The organism is Nonomuraea insulae (assembly GCF_042656245.1).
The window spans coordinates 52,236-67,020 of record NZ_JBHSPA010000136.1 but is presented as its reverse complement, the minus strand read 5'-3'; the positions used below and the strand labels follow the sequence as shown (position 1 = coordinate 67,020).

At 69.3% G+C, this 14,785-nt stretch carries 18 protein-coding genes; 6 read left to right on the top strand and 12 right to left on the bottom strand.

The features are described 5' to 3' along the window. The first annotated feature begins 23 nt into the window (after positions 1–23). Positions 24–395, top strand: a complete 372-nt coding sequence (locus tag ACFPZ3_RS69305) for a fructosamine kinase family protein (RefSeq protein ID WP_379525351.1) — start codon at positions 24–26, stop codon at positions 393–395. Here ACFPZ3_RS69305 and ACFPZ3_RS69300 read toward each other — a convergent pair. Further along, positions 392–1,156 (bottom strand): hypothetical protein, encoded by a 765-nt coding sequence (locus ACFPZ3_RS69300; protein ID WP_379525209.1) that lies wholly within the window; start codon positions 1,154–1,156, stop codon positions 392–394. The two genes, ACFPZ3_RS69305 and ACFPZ3_RS69300, sit on opposite strands and share 4 nt — an antisense overlap. Positions 1,157–1,267: 111 nt before the next feature. After that, complete coding sequence (locus tag ACFPZ3_RS69295; protein WP_379525208.1) at positions 1,268–1,762, bottom strand: hypothetical protein; 495 nt, start codon at positions 1,760–1,762, stop codon at positions 1,268–1,270. A gap of 188 nt (positions 1,763–1,950) precedes the next feature. Here ACFPZ3_RS69295 and ACFPZ3_RS69290 point away from each other — a divergent pair, with 188 nt between their 5' ends. Continuing rightward, complete coding sequence (locus tag ACFPZ3_RS69290) at positions 1,951–2,499, top strand: TetR/AcrR family transcriptional regulator (protein ID WP_379525207.1); 549 nt, start codon at positions 1,951–1,953, stop codon at positions 2,497–2,499. Positions 2,500–2,554: 55 nt separating this feature from the next. Here the strand turns inward: ACFPZ3_RS69290 and ACFPZ3_RS69285 are convergent, their stop codons facing one another. The 4 genes from ACFPZ3_RS69285 to ACFPZ3_RS69270 all read right to left on the bottom strand — a co-directional run bounded on the left by ACFPZ3_RS69285 (position 2,555) and on the right by ACFPZ3_RS69270 (position 6,074). Next, positions 2,555–3,373, bottom strand: coding sequence for a hypothetical protein (locus ACFPZ3_RS69285; RefSeq protein ID WP_379525206.1), 819 nt, complete (start codon positions 3,371–3,373; stop codon positions 2,555–2,557). Beyond that, positions 3,357–4,094 carry a methyltransferase gene (locus tag ACFPZ3_RS69280; protein WP_379525205.1) on the bottom strand — a complete coding sequence of 246 codons (738 nt, stop codon included), beginning with the start codon at positions 4,092–4,094 and terminating at the stop codon, positions 3,357–3,359. Before ACFPZ3_RS69280 ends, ACFPZ3_RS69285 begins: the two co-directional genes overlap by 17 nt. Before the next feature lie 186 nt (positions 4,095–4,280). Then, positions 4,281–5,660 carry a dihydrolipoyl dehydrogenase gene (gene lpdA, locus ACFPZ3_RS69275; RefSeq protein ID WP_379525204.1) on the bottom strand — a complete coding sequence of 460 codons (1,380 nt, stop codon included), beginning with the start codon at positions 5,658–5,660 and terminating at the stop codon, positions 4,281–4,283. A 39-nt stretch (positions 5,661–5,699) separates the two neighbouring features. Next, positions 5,700–6,074: a tautomerase family protein gene (locus tag ACFPZ3_RS69270; RefSeq protein WP_379525203.1), complete on the bottom strand. Its 375-nt coding sequence runs from the start codon at positions 6,072–6,074 to the stop codon at positions 5,700–5,702. Positions 6,075–6,092: 18 nt separating this feature from the next. Between ACFPZ3_RS69270 and ACFPZ3_RS69265 the strand changes: the two genes are divergently transcribed. The 3 genes from ACFPZ3_RS69265 to ACFPZ3_RS69255 are packed head-to-tail and all read left to right on the top strand — an operon-like array spanning position 6,093 to position 8,382. Beyond that, on the top strand, positions 6,093–6,743 hold the full coding sequence (locus ACFPZ3_RS69265; RefSeq protein ID WP_379525202.1) for a response regulator: 651 nt from the start codon (positions 6,093–6,095) through the stop codon (positions 6,741–6,743). Between the two features lie 6 nt (positions 6,744–6,749). Then, positions 6,750–7,802 (top strand): quinone-dependent dihydroorotate dehydrogenase, encoded by a 1,053-nt coding sequence (locus ACFPZ3_RS69260; protein ID WP_379525201.1) that lies wholly within the window; start codon positions 6,750–6,752, stop codon positions 7,800–7,802. Between the two features lie 25 nt (positions 7,803–7,827). Beyond that, the gene (locus ACFPZ3_RS69255; RefSeq protein WP_379525200.1) at positions 7,828–8,382 is read left to right on the top strand and encodes a GNAT family N-acetyltransferase; all 555 of its coding nucleotides are present in this window, start codon (positions 7,828–7,830) and stop codon (positions 8,380–8,382) included. Here the strand turns inward: ACFPZ3_RS69255 and ACFPZ3_RS69250 are convergent, their stop codons facing one another. The 4 genes from ACFPZ3_RS69250 to ACFPZ3_RS69235 all read right to left on the bottom strand — a co-directional run bounded on the left by ACFPZ3_RS69250 (position 8,383) and on the right by ACFPZ3_RS69235 (position 12,372). Continuing rightward, positions 8,383–9,975, bottom strand: a complete 1,593-nt coding sequence (locus ACFPZ3_RS69250) for a beta-N-acetylhexosaminidase (RefSeq protein WP_379525199.1) — start codon at positions 9,973–9,975, stop codon at positions 8,383–8,385. Then, positions 9,972–10,811 carry an N-acetylmuramoyl-L-alanine amidase gene (locus ACFPZ3_RS69245; protein WP_379525198.1) on the bottom strand — a complete coding sequence of 280 codons (840 nt, stop codon included), beginning with the start codon at positions 10,809–10,811 and terminating at the stop codon, positions 9,972–9,974. The genes ACFPZ3_RS69250 and ACFPZ3_RS69245 overlap by 4 nt, the downstream gene beginning before the upstream one ends. Positions 10,812–10,941: 130 nt before the next feature. Beyond that, complete coding sequence (locus tag ACFPZ3_RS69240; protein ID WP_379525197.1) at positions 10,942–11,202, bottom strand: hypothetical protein; 261 nt, start codon at positions 11,200–11,202, stop codon at positions 10,942–10,944. A gap of 120 nt (positions 11,203–11,322) precedes the next feature. Further along, a complete protein-coding gene (locus tag ACFPZ3_RS69235; protein WP_379525196.1) occupies positions 11,323–12,372 on the bottom strand; it encodes a LacI family DNA-binding transcriptional regulator in 1,050 nt (349 codons plus the stop codon). Between the two features lie 166 nt (positions 12,373–12,538). Here ACFPZ3_RS69235 and ACFPZ3_RS69230 point away from each other — a divergent pair, with 166 nt between their 5' ends. Next, complete coding sequence (locus ACFPZ3_RS69230) at positions 12,539–13,189, top strand: TetR/AcrR family transcriptional regulator (RefSeq protein ID WP_379525195.1); 651 nt, start codon at positions 12,539–12,541, stop codon at positions 13,187–13,189. A gap of 165 nt (positions 13,190–13,354) precedes the next feature. Here ACFPZ3_RS69230 and bldC read toward each other — a convergent pair whose 3' ends face one another. Further along, positions 13,355–13,558, bottom strand: coding sequence for a developmental transcriptional regulator BldC (gene bldC, locus ACFPZ3_RS69225; RefSeq protein WP_013133571.1), 204 nt, complete (start codon positions 13,556–13,558; stop codon positions 13,355–13,357). A gap of 324 nt (positions 13,559–13,882) precedes the next feature. Further along, positions 13,883–14,746 carry a DUF8083 family protein gene (locus tag ACFPZ3_RS69220; RefSeq protein WP_379525194.1) on the bottom strand — a complete coding sequence of 288 codons (864 nt, stop codon included), beginning with the start codon at positions 14,744–14,746 and terminating at the stop codon, positions 13,883–13,885. Positions 14,747–14,785: the final 39 nt, after the last annotated feature.

Here is a 14,785-nt window from a genome sequence, read left to right as displayed (position 1 = left end):
CTGGAGCGCGTGCGCGGGGCCGGATTCGAGGCGAGGTCCGTGCGGGCGGCGCCCGGGCCCTGCCCGAGCTGCTGCCGCCGGTCTCGCCGGTGCTCACGCACGGCGACCTGTGGCGCGAGAACATCCTCTCCGGCCCGGCGGGCGGTCCCGCGCTGATCGATCCCGCCGTCTCCTACAGCTGGGCGGAGGCCGACCTCAGCATGTTGTGGTGCTCGCCCCGCCCGCCGGTCTCCGAGCGCTTCTTCGAGGTGTACGCGGCCACGGCGCCCCTGCCCGGCGGCTGGCAGGAGCGCATGCGGCTGTTCCACCTGAGGGAGCTGCTCAGCAGCATCGCCCATGACGACAACGCCGCGGAGTGCGCTCAGGAGGTGAGGGAGATCATCGCGCCTTTCTAGTGGTACTTGTACAGTCGCGTGGCCTGGCGATGGTTCTGGTCGTACAGCGAGGCCCGGTACATGCTGATGGACAGGTCGCCGTGCTCGGCCTTGCCGCAGGTCCCGACGCCGGCGAGCTGGTGGATCTCGTAGCGCGTGGTCGGGTCGCCGCCGACGAAGTACTCGGCGCGGGCCTGGAACTTGTCGGCGCCGGTGTCACAGGCGTAGACGAAGGTCTTGCGCTCGCCGAAGCAGACGCTCGCCGCGCCCTTGGTGTTGGTGCACACCTTGGACCTGGCGCGGGCGGTGGCGGGGGTGGTGCTGGTGTCGCGCTTGACCGGATATTTCGCGACGTTCTGGACGGTCTTCCAGCGGCCGTACTTGACCCGCTTGCCGCCTCTGTAGAGCGTCGCCCGGAAGGTCACGACCTTGCCGATCTCGCGGCTCCCGCGTACCTCGTTCGCCCGGCCCAGGTTGTGGATGACGTACTTGGTGCCGAGGTAGCCGTTCAGGTAGTACTCGACCGCGGGATGAAGATGATCGTCACTCGTGTCCTCGATCGTGATCCCGGGCCGGTCACTCCCGTCGGGGCCCACGCAGGCCTCCGCTCCCTTGAGCCGCGCGCACACCGGCTCGTCGTCGGCGGTCGTGGCAGGGGCCGCGGTGGTGACCGCGGCCGTCTGGACCGCCGGCTGGGGAGCGACCTCGGCCGCCGCCCCATCGGCGCTGAACGCGGTGGCCGCCATCACGGCCGCGGCGATGACTATCCGACGTAACGCCACTCGAACCTCACCAGCCTCATCTGTCACACAGTGCCTTTGCCTGGATGTGACGCGAAAAATGGGGATAAGGTTCCGAATCGTTCAGTGCACGTTCACGTCGCGGTTCAGGGGTCAGGCCACCGGCTCCCTCCGCTTCGGGGTCACGCTGGCCAGCAGCAGAACCAGAGCGCTCTGGGCGAGCATGCCGGGCGCGAGCGGCGGGGCCGCCCCGACCGACTTCGTCATGGCGTACCACCACTGGGTGAGCGGCGAGAGCGAGTCCCACTCAGGGTCCATCGCGCCCATGCCGTGGTTGACCGAAATGTGCGTGAAGACGCCGTACGCCGACGCCACCAGGACGATCGCCGCCAGCACGCGCACGACGGTGAGCGCCCTGCCGGAGTCGCGCACCGCGAGCAGCACCAGCGCGACCACCTGCAGCGCCAGGGCCACCCAGGGGATGAACTGTACGGGGGTCTGCCAGTGGCGTTCGAAGGCGAGCTCCAGGGTCGCGCCGACGATGCCGATCGCGACCAGGGCCAGCAGGCCGAGCCGCAGCACCTTGGTGCCTGCCGGAACGAGCCGGTGCGTCGGCCGTGCGGCCGTTCGAGGGGGAGTTGAGGTCATATGCGGGACCACCGTCCGATGCGAGGGTCTTCGTCGCCTCCAACGTCTCCAGGCATCCTCAGAGGATCCTCAGTGAAACCTGAAGATCTCGTGAGAACTCCGGGAGCGCGGCCGTGGTCGCTTCCCGGCCTCGGGCGCGGCTTCCGGGGCTGGTGGGCCTGGCGTGGCAGGCTGAGAATGACATGGAGATGCCCGCGAGGCGCCCTTCCGAGGCGCGTAAGGCCCAGATCGTGGCGGCCACCATCGCCGTGCTGGCGCGGCGCGGCTATGCGCACACGTCGTTCGAGGCCATCTGCGAGCAGGCGGGGCTGAGCAGCAAGCGGTTGATCTCCTACCACTTCGACGGCAAGGACGAGCTGCTGGCGACCGTGGTGCGGGTGGTGCTGGACGAGGCGGCGGCCTACGTCCGGCCGGTCGTGGAGGCGGCCGGTGAGGAGAGGGCGCGGCTGGAGGCGTACATCAGGGCGAGCCTCGGCTTCGCCGCCGCGCGGCCCGAGCACGTACGTGCGCTGCGGCAGATCTGGTGCAACACCGGCGGGCCGATCGCCGATGGCTGGCTGGACGGGTTGTTCGAGGGCGGGCAGCGGGCGGGGGCGTTCCGTGGGTTCGATCCCGCGGTGATGAGCGCGGTGTTGCGGGCGTCCATCGACGAGGTGGCCGAGCGGCTGGACCCGGGGGCGTGCGCGGACGAGCTCGTGAAGATCTTCGACCGGGCCACGCGGGACGGGGCCTCGTAGACGGGGTCAGGCGCCCAGGGTCTGCCCGGCCGCGATGGCCTCGCGCGGGCTCGCGTCAGGTGCCCAGGGTCTGTCCGGCCGCGATGGCCTCGCGCAGGCTCGCGGTCAGGGCGTCGGCCTGGTCGGTCAGGGCACGCAGGCCCTCCGTGTCACCCGTCTGGGCCAGCAGGTCGAGGTATTTGTCGTTGCTGCGCTGGAGTTCGCTCGCGCGCAGGGCGGAGTCGGCCGATCGGACGCGGCCGGCGTACATCTCCAGCTCCCACACCCGCTCCGTGACCGCCGCCACCGACCGCCGCAGCGCCTCCTGCTGGGGCTCCAGGACCGCGGCGAGTTCGGGGGTCATGACCTCGGCCCGCGCCTCGGCCTGCTCGGCCCGTAAGTCCGCCTGGATGCGTACGAGGCGGGCGACGTCCCACAGGCGCCGCGGCAGCACGACGTCGTTGGCGATGCCGTCGAGCAGGCCCAGACGGTGCACGCGGGAGGCGGACACCTCCTTGATCGCCCGTCTGGCCCTGGTGACCAGGTCGAGAGCCGGGTCGTCCAGCTCGGCGGGGAAGATGTAGCGGCCGGCGTACTCGCGGGACAGCCGCACTCCCGCGTTCGGGCGGGAGACGCCGATGAAGAGGATCGCGGTGAAGAAGACCATCAGGGCCGCGAGCCCCGCGCTCTCGTGGCCGGTCTCATAGGCCGCCGCCGAGAGCGCGCCCCCGAGGGCGGCGGTGCAGATGGCGGCTCCGGCGAACAGGCGGCGCACCCAGCGCGGCGGCTCGTGGTCGGGCCGGCCGAGCAGGAGCGACGCCGCGCTGATGATGCGCCGCCGGTCCCCCAGGGGAATGTCGGGATCCATGATCGGCTGGTCAGTCCAAGTCTCCACCGGCGCCGCCCACCCTCATGAGGAATGTGTAGTAATCGACCCGCCAGTCGTCCTTGACGAGATCCCCGTGCGCCACGACCTCGGCCCCGAATCCGGCCTCGCGCGCCAACGACAGCAGATATTCCAGGTCGCCGGAGGTGCCGAAGAAGATCAGCAATCGGCCACCGGGCGCGAGATGGCGGCGCACATCGCGGAAGAACGCGATCATGGCCCGATAGCCCTCGTCCGTGGTGGCGCTTTCGAGCGGATCGCGGGGAGCGAACCAGCGGAACGGCGGATCGAAGACGATCAGGTCGAATTCGCCTTCGACGGCGCCGAAGACGTCGCTCTCGCGGACCTCAAGTGAGACGCCGTTACGTTCCGCGTTGCGCCGAGCCGCCTCGACGGCCAGCGGGTTGACGTCCACGGCCAGCACCTCCGCGCCCATGGAGGCGGCCAGCAAGGCGTTCACCCCGCTCCCCGTGCCCATGTCGAGCACGCGGTCGCCCTGTCTCACCTCGGCCGCCACGGCCTCGCCGAGCAGGTGCGACATGCCCGTGATGGGTTGCACGCCGGGCGGCACCACCAGGGTCAGCCCCAAATAGGAGAAGGTCTGCTCACTGGCGCCCTCTTCCCGCGCGGCGCGATAGGCGTTCTCGTGCCAGCGGCGAATGCGCTCGGCGTGCTCGGGCGAAACCAGGGGAACGTAGGTGCTCTTCTCCGCCATAGTGACACTTTCCATCGCACCCCGGGCGGCACGCCAGCGCAATAAACGACATGCTTCGAGCACACCCCGCCCGGCCCCCTCGGATCCACCAGGCCCGTGTGCGGATGTCGTGAAGATCTCGTGCAGTCGTCCGTACCAAAGACAGGCATCACCCAAGCCGGTCGTGCGCCCAGGAAATGCCTGCCTGTCGTTTTCGTCCGATCACATGTTGATCATGTGGCCGGCGAGACCGTGGATGGCCTCCTTGACCGCTTCCCCGAGCGTCGGGTGCGCGTGCACGTTGCGCGCCACCTCGTGCACCGTCAGGTCCCACTGCTGCGCCAGGGTCAGCTCGGGCAGCAACTCGGTCACCTCGGGCCCGATCAGGTGCGCCCCGAGCAGCTCACCGTGCGTGTTGTCGCTCACGATCTTGACGAAGCCGGCGCTGTCGCCCAGCCCGTGCGCCTTGCCGTTCGCCGTGAACGGGAACTTCGCCACCTTCACGTCATAGCCAAGGTCACGCGCCTGCGCCTCGGTGTAGCCGAAGCTGGCCACCTGCGGCTGGCAGTACGTGGCCCGCGGGATCATCACGTAGTCCAGCTCCATGGTCTCCGCGTCGGCGATCGTCTCGGCGGCGATGATGCCCATGGACTCCGCGGCGTGCGCCAGCATCAGCTTGGCCGTGACGTCGCCGATGGCGTAGATGTGCGGCACGTTCGTCCGGCACCGCCCGTCCACCGCGATCGCGCCCCGCTCGGTCAGCGCCACGCCGGTCTTCTCCAGCCCGTAGCCGTCCACCCGCGGCTGGAACCCGATGGCCTGCAGCACCTTGTCCGCCTCGAGCACCTGCGTCTGGCCGTCACGGGTGACGGTGACCTTGACGGAGGAGCCGGTGTCCTCGATGCCGTCCACGCGGGTCGAGGTCAGCACCTCGATGCCGAGCCGCTTGTAGCGCTTGGCCAGCTCGGCCGACACCTCCTCGTCCTCCAGCGGCACGACCCGGTCGAGGAACTCCACGATCGTCACCTTGACGCCGTAGTTGTGCAGCACGTAGGCGAACTCCACCCCGATCGCGCCGGCGCCCGCGATGATGATGCTGCCGGGCAACTCCTCGGTGAGGATCTGCTCCTCGTACGTCACCACCCGCTGCGACAACTGCGTGCCCGGGATCAGCCTGGTGGTGGCCCCGGCGGCGATGACGCAGTTGGAGAACGTGATCGTCTCGCCGTTCACCTGGAGCGTGTTGGCGTCCAGGAACGTGCCGCGGCCGTCGTACTCGGTGATGGCGTTCTTCTTCATCAGGTAGTGAACGCCCTTGACCCGCCCGTCGGCCACCTTGCGGCTGCGCTGGAAGGCCGCGCCGTAGTCGAAGGTGACCTCGCCGCTGATGCCGAAGGTCTTGGCCTCGTTGTGGAAGATGTGGGCGAGCTCGGCGTTGCGGAGAAGCGCCTTGGACGGAATGCAGCCCACGTTCAGGCAGACGCCACCCCAGTACTTCTCCTCGACCACCGCGGCGCGCAGTCCGAGCTGGGCGGCGCGGACGGCGGCCGTATACCCTCCAGGACCCGCGCCGAGAACGACGACGTCATAGTGAGTGCTCATGAGTCGGACCATACCGCCAGGCCGTACCTGTCCCCGACCTCAGACCTCCACCTTGTACGACAGAGTGAGCTCATCTGCGGGAACACCCCGAATGCCCCAGTTCACCTGGGGCATCTCGATGATCGTGATCTCCACGTCCTCGGGGTCGTAACCGGACCTGTCGTAGATCTCCCTGATCAGCGCCCGCTTGGCGTCGTCGCTGCGCCCGGTGAAGCAGACCACCTCGATGATGAGATATCGCTCACTTCGCTGAGGGCAGACGAAGTCGTCGGCCTCCAGCAGCAGGAACCGGTGGAACCGCTTGGCCTCGGGCACGCCCCACGCGCTCACCAGGCACGCCTGGATCAGGTCGGACACCTCTCGCTGCCGCCCCGCCCACACATCCCTGCGCCCGTACACCTTCACCTGTGCCATGCCGTCAATATAGAGGGTGTGATCCGCATACTCCTGGCCGACGACGAGGCCATGATCAGGGCCGGTGTCCGGGCGATCCTCGAGTCCGACCCCGAGCTGGACGTCGTGGCCGAGGCGGGAGACGGCAGGCAGGCGGTCGACCTGGCCATCAGCCACCACCCCGACGTCGCGCTCCTCGACATCCGCATGCCCAGGCTCGACGGGCTGGCCGCCGCGGCGGAGCTGCGCAGGGTCGCTCCGGGGACTGCGGTGGTGATGCTGACGACGTTCGGGGAGGACGACTACATCGCCAAGGCGCTCGACCTCGGGGCCAGCGGGTTCCTGCTGAAGTCGGGCGACCCGCGCGAGCTGATCGCCGGGATCCACGCGGTCGCGGACGGGGCGGCGTACCTGTCGCCCAAGGTCGCCCAGCGCGTCATCAGCCGGCTCGCCGGCGGCAAAATGGCCAGGGGCGCGCTCGCCCGCGACCGCATCGAGGTGCTCACGGACCGCGAACGCGAGGTCCTCGCCCTGCTCGGCGCCGGGATGTCCAACGCGGAGATCGCCCGCGACCTGCACATCGTGGAGGGCACGGTGAAGGCGTACGTGAGCGCCATCCTCACCAGGCTGACCGTGCGCAACCGGGTGCAGGCCGCGATCATCGCCTACGAGGCAGGCTTGGTAGCCTGACCCGTGATGTATCGCCTCGTGTTCTCGCAGGTCTTGCGGCGTTTCGACGCCGAGGCCGTGCACCATCTCACCGTGAGCGCCCTCGCGCTCCTCGCGCGGCTGCCGCTGCTCAAGCGGTTGCTGCACCGGGCGCTCGCGCCGCACGACCCGGCCCTGCGCGTGACCGCGTTCGGCGTGCACTTCCCCGGGCCGCTCGGGCTGGCCGCCGGCTTCGACAAGGACGCCGCCTGCGCCGAGGCCATCGCCGCCCTCGGCTTCGGCCACGTCGAGGTCGGCACCATCACCGCCCACGGCCAGCCGGGCAACCCGCGCCCGCGCCTGTTCAGGCTCGTCCGCGAGCGGGCGGTGATCAACCGCATGGGCTTCAACAACGCCGGCGCCCACGCCGCCGCCCGCAGGCTCAGCCGCCCGCGCAGCGTCCCGGTCGTGGTCGGGGTGAACATCGGCAAGACCAAGGTCGTCCCCGAGGCGGAGGCCGCGGCCGACTACGTGGCCAGCGCCAGGAAGCTCGCCCCGCTGGCCGACTACCTGGTCGTCAACGTCAGCTCCCCCAACACGCCGGGGCTGCGCAACCTCCAGGCCGTCTCCCTCCTGCGCCCCCTGCTCACCGCCGTCAAGGAAGTCTGCGACGCCACCCCGCGCCGCACCCCGCTGCTCGTCAAGATCGCCCCCGACCTGGCCGACGAGGACGTGGACGCGGTCGCCGAACTGGCCATGGAGCTGCGTCTCGACGGCATCATCGCGACCAACACCACGATCAGGCACGAAGGCGAGACCGGCGGCCTGTCCGGCCGCCCCCTCAAGGCCCGCTCCCTGGAGGTCCTCCGGCGCCTGCGCGCCAAGGTCGGCGACCGCCTCGTGCTGGTGTCGGCGGGCGGGGTGGAGGACGCCGACGACGTCTGGGAGCGCATCCTCGCCGGCGCGACCCTGGTCCAGGGCTACACGGCCTGGATCTACGGCGGCCCGCTCTGGGCCGCCCGCATCCACCGCCGGCTCCAGCGCCGCGTACGCCGCCACGGGCTCAAGTCGATCACGGAGGCCATCGGCCGGACGGCCTGACCGCCGGGGGTCCTATCGTGGACGGGTGATCGAAGAAGTGACACTGGCGGACGACGTCGTCCTGCGGCCCGTGACCGAGCAGGACGCCGAGGCCCTGGTGGCCGCCTGCGTCCGCAACCGCGAGCATCTGAAGCGCTGGGAGCCGCGCAGGGCCGAGGAGTACTACACCCTGCCGGGCCAGGCCGAGCGGCTCAAGAGCCTGCTCGACCAGCAGGCCAGGGGCCAGGCGGTGGCGTGGGCCATGGCCGACGGCGAGCAGATCATGGGCCGGATGACGCTCAACAACATCGTCAGAGGCCCGTGGCTCAGCGCCGACCTCGGCTACTGGATGGACTACGGCTACACCGGCCGCGGCCTGGCCACCCGGGCCGTGCTTGAGGTGTTGCGGATGGCCGACCAGGAGCTGGGCCTGCACAGGATCGCGGCGGGCACCCTGGTCGACAACGTGGCATCCCAGAGCGTCCTGCGCAAGACCGGTTTCGAGCAGTACGGCACCCCCCCGCGCTACCTGGAGATCGACGGCCGCTGGCAGGACCACCACCTGTTCCAGCGCATACTCAACGACCGCCCGGCCTTCTGATCAGAGGCTGGGCCGCGTCGACTCCGCGTCGTGGGTCATGGCGTCGATGCGGGCCATGACCTCCGTGACCCGCACCCCGCTGGGCCGGTGCGGCCGACGCCGCTGCCACGGGTGCGGCCCCGCCGCCGGGCGATACTCGACCCCGAGGGCGTCCAGCCGCCCCAGGTGCTCCGCCAGCCGTCCGCCGAAGTCGGCGGACGTGCCGCCGGACCAGGCCACCTCCGCCAGCGCGCAGGCCCGCGGCCACAGGCGGTAGTCCACCGTGCGTGCGTCCGGCACGCGCTCGGTCCAGAGCTGTCCCTGCACCCCCAGGACGCGGGCCCGCTCCTCGGCGCTCCAGTCCTCCGGCGCCGGGGAGAACGCCGCGACGTCCTCGATCGCGGTCGCGTCCCCGATGGCCATCGGCTCGTCGGGGGAGGAGGACTCGGCGTAGTCGAAGTAGAGCGGGAACACCGGCGTCGCCACCACGTCGTGCCCGGCGGCGGCCGCCCGGCGGCCCACGTTCATGCCGCGCCACGGCATGACGATCGTGTCCTGCCGCAGCCGGCCGCTGACGAACGCCTCGTCCCACACCACGGTCCGCACGCCCCGCTCGGCCAGCGCGTCCGCCAGTTGCCGCAGGAACCACGCCTGCAGGTCGTTGACGCCGTCCAGCCCGAGCGATGCGGCGTACGCGCCGATCTCCGCCGAAGCCGCCCAGTGGTCGAGTACGACCTCGTCGCCGCCGATGTGCACGTAAGGGGTCTCGCCGAGCGCCCCGATCAGCTCGTCGAAGATCGTGGTCAGGAACTCGATGGTCGGCGGCATCGGCGACAGGATCGCGGGGGAGATGCCCCAGCGGTCGAGCACGTCGTAGGGCTCCCCGGTGGCCCCGAGCGCCGGGTAGGCCGCCAGGATCGCCGACGCGTGCCCCGGCACGTCGATCTCGGGCACGATCGTCACGCAGCGGGAGCGGGCATAGGCCCCCATCTCCGCCAGGTCGTCGAGGGTGTAGTAACCACCGTGCGGAAGGTCGTCGTACGCCTCCGGCTCCCGGTAGTAGTTGGTGGCCGTCCGCGGCCGGTGCGAGGAGACCTCGTGCAGCAGCGGGTAGGCCCGGCTCTCCACCCGCCACCCCTGGTCGTCCACCAGGTGCAGGTGCAGCCGATTGAGCTTGTGCATCGCCATGAGGTCGATCAGCCGCAGCACCTCCCGCTTGGGGAAGAAGTGCCGCGCGACGTCAAGGTGCAGCCCCCGCCAGGCGAACCGGGGCGCGTCCTCGATCCGTACGCCTGGAACGGGCCACGACGCGTCATCGGAGAACCGGTAGGAGGCATCGGGGAGCAGTTGGTGCAACGACTGCCCCGCGTAGAACGCGCCCGCCCGGCCGCCCGCAACGATCTCCACGCCCCGCGACCCGGTCGTCAGCCGGTAGGCCTCCTCGCCGAGCCCGGGATCCCGTCGTACCTCGATCTCACCGGAGTCGCCCGGGTGGAGATCAAGCCCGGAGAGCGCCAGGCGCACGGCGTCGACCAGTTCGCCGGACACCGTCGCGCCCGAGGTCAGCACGGAGGAAGCGGAAAGATCACTGAGCAGCTCTGGGCGAGGAATCATGTATTGAGATAGTGCTGCAATCCGTTCGCCAGCGCCAGCGCGATCTTCTGCCGGAACTTCGGGTTCTGGAACTTGGCCGCCTCGGTGGCGTTGCGCATGTTCCCGGTCTCGACGAGGATCTTCGGCACCGTGGACAGGTTGAGTCCGCCCAGGTCACTGCGGTAGTTGAGCGCCTTGCTGCCGACGTAGGTGGAGTAGGGCAGCCCCGTGCCCTTGTGGTAGGCGTCGCGTACGGCGATGCCGAGCTTGCCGGAGGCCCCCACGACCTTGTCCACCGGCCCGTTGATCTTCTTGGGCATGATCACGTGGAAGCCGTGGTTGGCCGCCGCCGAGCCGTCGGCGTGCACCGAGATCGCGGCGTCGGCCTTGGCCTTGTTGCCGATGGCGGCCCGCTCGGTGATGCACGGGCCGACGCTGTCGTTGTCGGAGCGGGTCAGCTTGACCGTGGCGCCCCGCTTCTTGAGGATCTTGGCCATCCGGTTGGAGACGTCCCAGGTGAAGGCGGCCTCGCTGTAGCCGTTGTTCGTGGCGGTGCCCGTGGTGTCGCAGTCTTTCCACTTGGTCAGCACGTTGACCTGCCGCTTGATCGCCTTCGTATTGCGGTAGTTGCCGCCGTTGTGGCCGGGGTCGATGACGACGACCTTGCCTTCGAGCGGCTTGAGCGCGGCCGGCTCCTTCACCGAAGGGTCCGTGGCGGGGGCCTGCGTGGGAGCGGCCTGCCCCGCCGGGGCCGCTGGAACGGCCTGACCTGCCGTGGCGCCACCGGAGCCGGCGCCGCCACACGCGGAGGCGATCAGGCCGCAGACGGCGAGAACTGTGGCTGGTAGAGCACGCATGCCATCCAACCTACGGCACGCCTGGAGCTCAGGCCCGCCTTATGCCGAGCGTGGCGCACGGCCGAACTCACCGGCACATCGGCTGAGCTCATCGGCGGACAGGCCGAGGTCGCCAGCGGACAGGCCGAGATCACCAGACGTGCTCGCCGACCTCCTGACGTTCGAGCTGCCGCTCCAGCAGGGCGGCCAGCTCCCGCGCGTCCTCGGCGTCGAGACCGAGGACGACGCGGGGGCGGCCCCACGGGTGGTCGAGCGAGTGGGCGACGTAGCTGGCGACCGATTCGGCGCCGCCGTCGGTGCCCCGTCCCCTGCCCTCCCGCCAGTGCCCCCAGGCGCGCTCTAGCTCGGCCGCGGCGCGCTGGGCGCATGACACCAGTTCCGGATCACGCATGACTGTTCCCCCCGGATCAGATCGTGACCGGACCGAACCGGCCACAATTAGCATGACCCTGCTGAGTAAACCGCCGTGTGGCCGCGCCGCCACACGGCTTGACTCACCTTTGGCCCGCTCTTAGGCCGGTCCCGTGCTTCGTCGCACGATCAGCTCTGGGCGTATCTCCCGTAGGCGCGCGGCCTTCGCGGGATCCCCGATCCGGTCGCTCAGCAGCGCGGCCGCCGACCTGCCCATGGTGCGGCGAGGCTGGTCGACCGAGGTGAGCGAGATGTGGTGAGAGGCCGACAGATGGGTGTTGTCGTAGCCGATCACCGAGAGGTCTTCTGGCACGCGCAGGCCCAGTGCGCTCGCGGCTGAGAGCACGCCGAGAGCGACCACGTCATTGGCGGCGAAGATCGCCGTAGGCCTGGGGTCGCGCGTCAGCAGCGCCGTCGCCGCCTCCCTGCCGCCCTCTTCTGTCGAGTCCGCGGCCTCGACCATGATGTACGGCGCCAGCGAGTGCCTGCGCATCGCCACGAGGTAACCCTCGCACCGAGACGATCGCCGGCCCTCGATGTGCGCGATCCGCTTGTGGCCGAATCCGACCAGGTGGTCGATGGCCAGCCGGGCGCCGAGCTGATCGTCGTCGACCACGATGTCGACGCCTTCGAGCTCGATGTCACGTTCCCCTACGACGACCGTGGGGGTGTAGGCGGTGGCCTCGATCAGCGTTTCGCTGGTCGGTGCGATGCCGAGCAGGACCAGCCCGTCGACCCTGAGTTCGAGGAAGGCCTCCACGGCCTCGTCCTCGAACGCCGGGTCCCACTGGCTGTTCCCGATCAGCATGCGCAGGCCGTCGCCGTGCAGGCTCTCCTGCAGGCCGTCGAGGAACTCCGCGTAGAACGGGTTGTGCAGGTCGGCGACGAGCGCGCCCACCAGATGCGTACGGCCTTCGACCAGGCTTCGCGCGACCGCGTTCGGCCGGTAGCCGAGCTCGCGGGCGGCCTGCAGCACGGCCTGGCGCCGGTGCTCGCTCACGTGCGGGGATCCGCGCAGCACGAGTGAGACCAGCGATTTGGACACGCCGGCTCGTTCGGCGACGTTACGGATGGTCGGTCTGGGCCGAGGCAGTGCGTCTACCTCTCTGAGCTCAGCGATGGTTGAAGTGTTGACGGGCGGTCCTGACATGTGTCTCCCCCGCGATGCGGATATGGGCACCTGCCTGACCAAACGATCGAGTTAGCCGCAGGGTACGGCCTCCGTTACGGATTGATTCAATTCCCTCACCAGAAGGCGGATATTGACCGGATGACCGCGCGTCGGCTATGGGCACAGCGTCGGATACTGTGCTGCTGTGACACCCGGGAAGTCAGCCGAGACGGCACGGCCGGCACGGCGCAGGCTCAGCGTGGACCGGCGTCGGGAAGAGCTCATGGCGGCGGCGCTGGAGCTGTTCAGCACCCGCGACGCGGAGGACGTCTCGATCGACGACGTGGCTTCGGCCGCGGGGGCCTCGCGGGCCCTGGTCTACCACTACTTCGGCGGCAAGCAGGAGCTCTACGTGGCCGCGCTGAGGAGCGCGGCGGAGCAGCTGGAGTCCCGGCTGCGCCCGCACGGGGGCGGAAGACCGATCGACGAGCTGGCTTCAGGGCTCAGGCGCTACTTCGACTTCGTCGAGGAGCACGCCGCCGGCTTCGCGGCGCTGCTGCGCGGCGGCCCGGCCAACAGGACCGGTGAGGTCGGCGAGATCGTCGACGGCGTGCGCCGCCGGCTGTTCCGGCTCATCCAGAAACAAATGGGCGTCGAGGAACCCAGCCCGGTGCTGCGCACGACCCTGCGGTCGTGGATCGCGTCCGTGGAGACGGCGGGTCTCGACTGGCTGGAGCATCGCGACATCGAGCGATCGACGCTGGAGAAACTGCTCGTCGATCACATGATCGCGCTGCTGGGCGTCGCCGCCGCCCATGACGACGACGTCGCCGGCCTGTTAGGGCGGCTGGCATGACGGTGTGACCGGTAGGGAGACAAGACGCCGTACGAACGGGAAGAGTGGCGCCGGGCGGGCGGCGCCAACTTCCGTGCGACGGTATGTCGTCACAGCGGTGGACCGGGCCAAGTGACAACCTGGTCCACCCCTTCAACCCCCCTGAGGTCCGTGACGACCTTCCAGCTACTCGGAGCGCTGCTGCGGAATCCCCGCGAGCAGTGCTCGAACCTCGGTCTCCCGGTAACGCCGATGACCGCCGAGGGTACGAATCGACGTCAACTTGCCCGCCTTGGCCCACCGCGTAACGGTCTTGGGGTCGACCCTGAACATGGTCGCGACCTCAGCGGGCGTGAGCAGTGGCTCGGCCTCGGGTGTACGAGCTGACATTTGTGCGGCCTCTCCTCCGTGTGGACCGGCTTAGCGCGATCCTGTGACTGCCTTTGCGCGTGTCACGGATGTCCCCCTATGGCGCAGAGCGTGCGGCTTTTCTGAGCCATATGCGGCATCACCCGATGTGACCATACCGCCACGCAGAGCGATTGGCGAGCCCTTCTTTGACCCAACTGCCCGCCCCCGTGGCGATGTCACGCTCGGTGATTCTAGCGACACGGTTCGTGGTATCGCAGTGAAAACGGCAAACTACTCAGTTCGCAGAAGAGAGCAGCCGCGAGACGTGACCTACTCATGCAGGTCAGACGGCCGTATTGGGGCTCAGTTGGCAGATTCCAGTAGTTGCATTGACTTCCACCGTAGGATGACCCTCTGGTACATGGCGTAGGCAAGTTCTTCTTGACCCGTGTCCAGGCCCGTCAGAGCGGCCGAAAGCTCCGCAACCGACTGATCTGCCTGCAGCGCGTCATCGTCCATGAGGTGCACGAGCCCGCCGTAGTCGAGCTCGACCAGAGAGTGTGGGTGGAACTCCTCGAGCCACCTGGCGATGTCCTCTACGTCGAAGTTGGCGGAAACCTCGCCCAGATGGCGGCGCAGGACGTTGAGCGCCCGCGCGGCCCGCCTCCTGGCCTGCGCCATGGAGGTGACGTAGATGAGATTGCGCCCCGTGGTGGTGGTCACATCCTGCCCTGGGTTGGCCGAGCCGAGCACCAGCCAGCGCTCGTTTCCATCAAACGGCACGAACCACGATGGCGGCACATGCCACGCCGTGGTGCGAATGTGCGTGCGCAACGCGGCGGAACCGGCCTTCCGCTTGTAACGGTCGAAGTCGTCCGCCGTCTGCTCGGCGATCGTCTTCGGCACGAGATGATCCATCAGTTTCACGGGAGTGGTGCCACGAAGCCGTGAGAACGCCAGCCACGAGCGCAAACGCGATTGCCATGGACACACATAGAGACGGTCCTCAACACGCCGGAGATAGGCGTTGGGGCTCTCCTGGGCGGGAACGGGTTGAGGGGGCATGCCGAGCAGGCGCATGACGGACTCGCCGTGCTCCGCATTGAGCGCGTTCGCGCGGCGCGGGCGGTCACGTGAGTCGGCATAGTCGGCCCACACCTTGCGCTCGGACTCGGCGAACGCGGTCAGTGGCTCATAGACACGGAGGTAGGCGGCATAGGGCAGCACGGAGGCATCGTGTCACGAAGCGAACCTGCGTGCACCGTC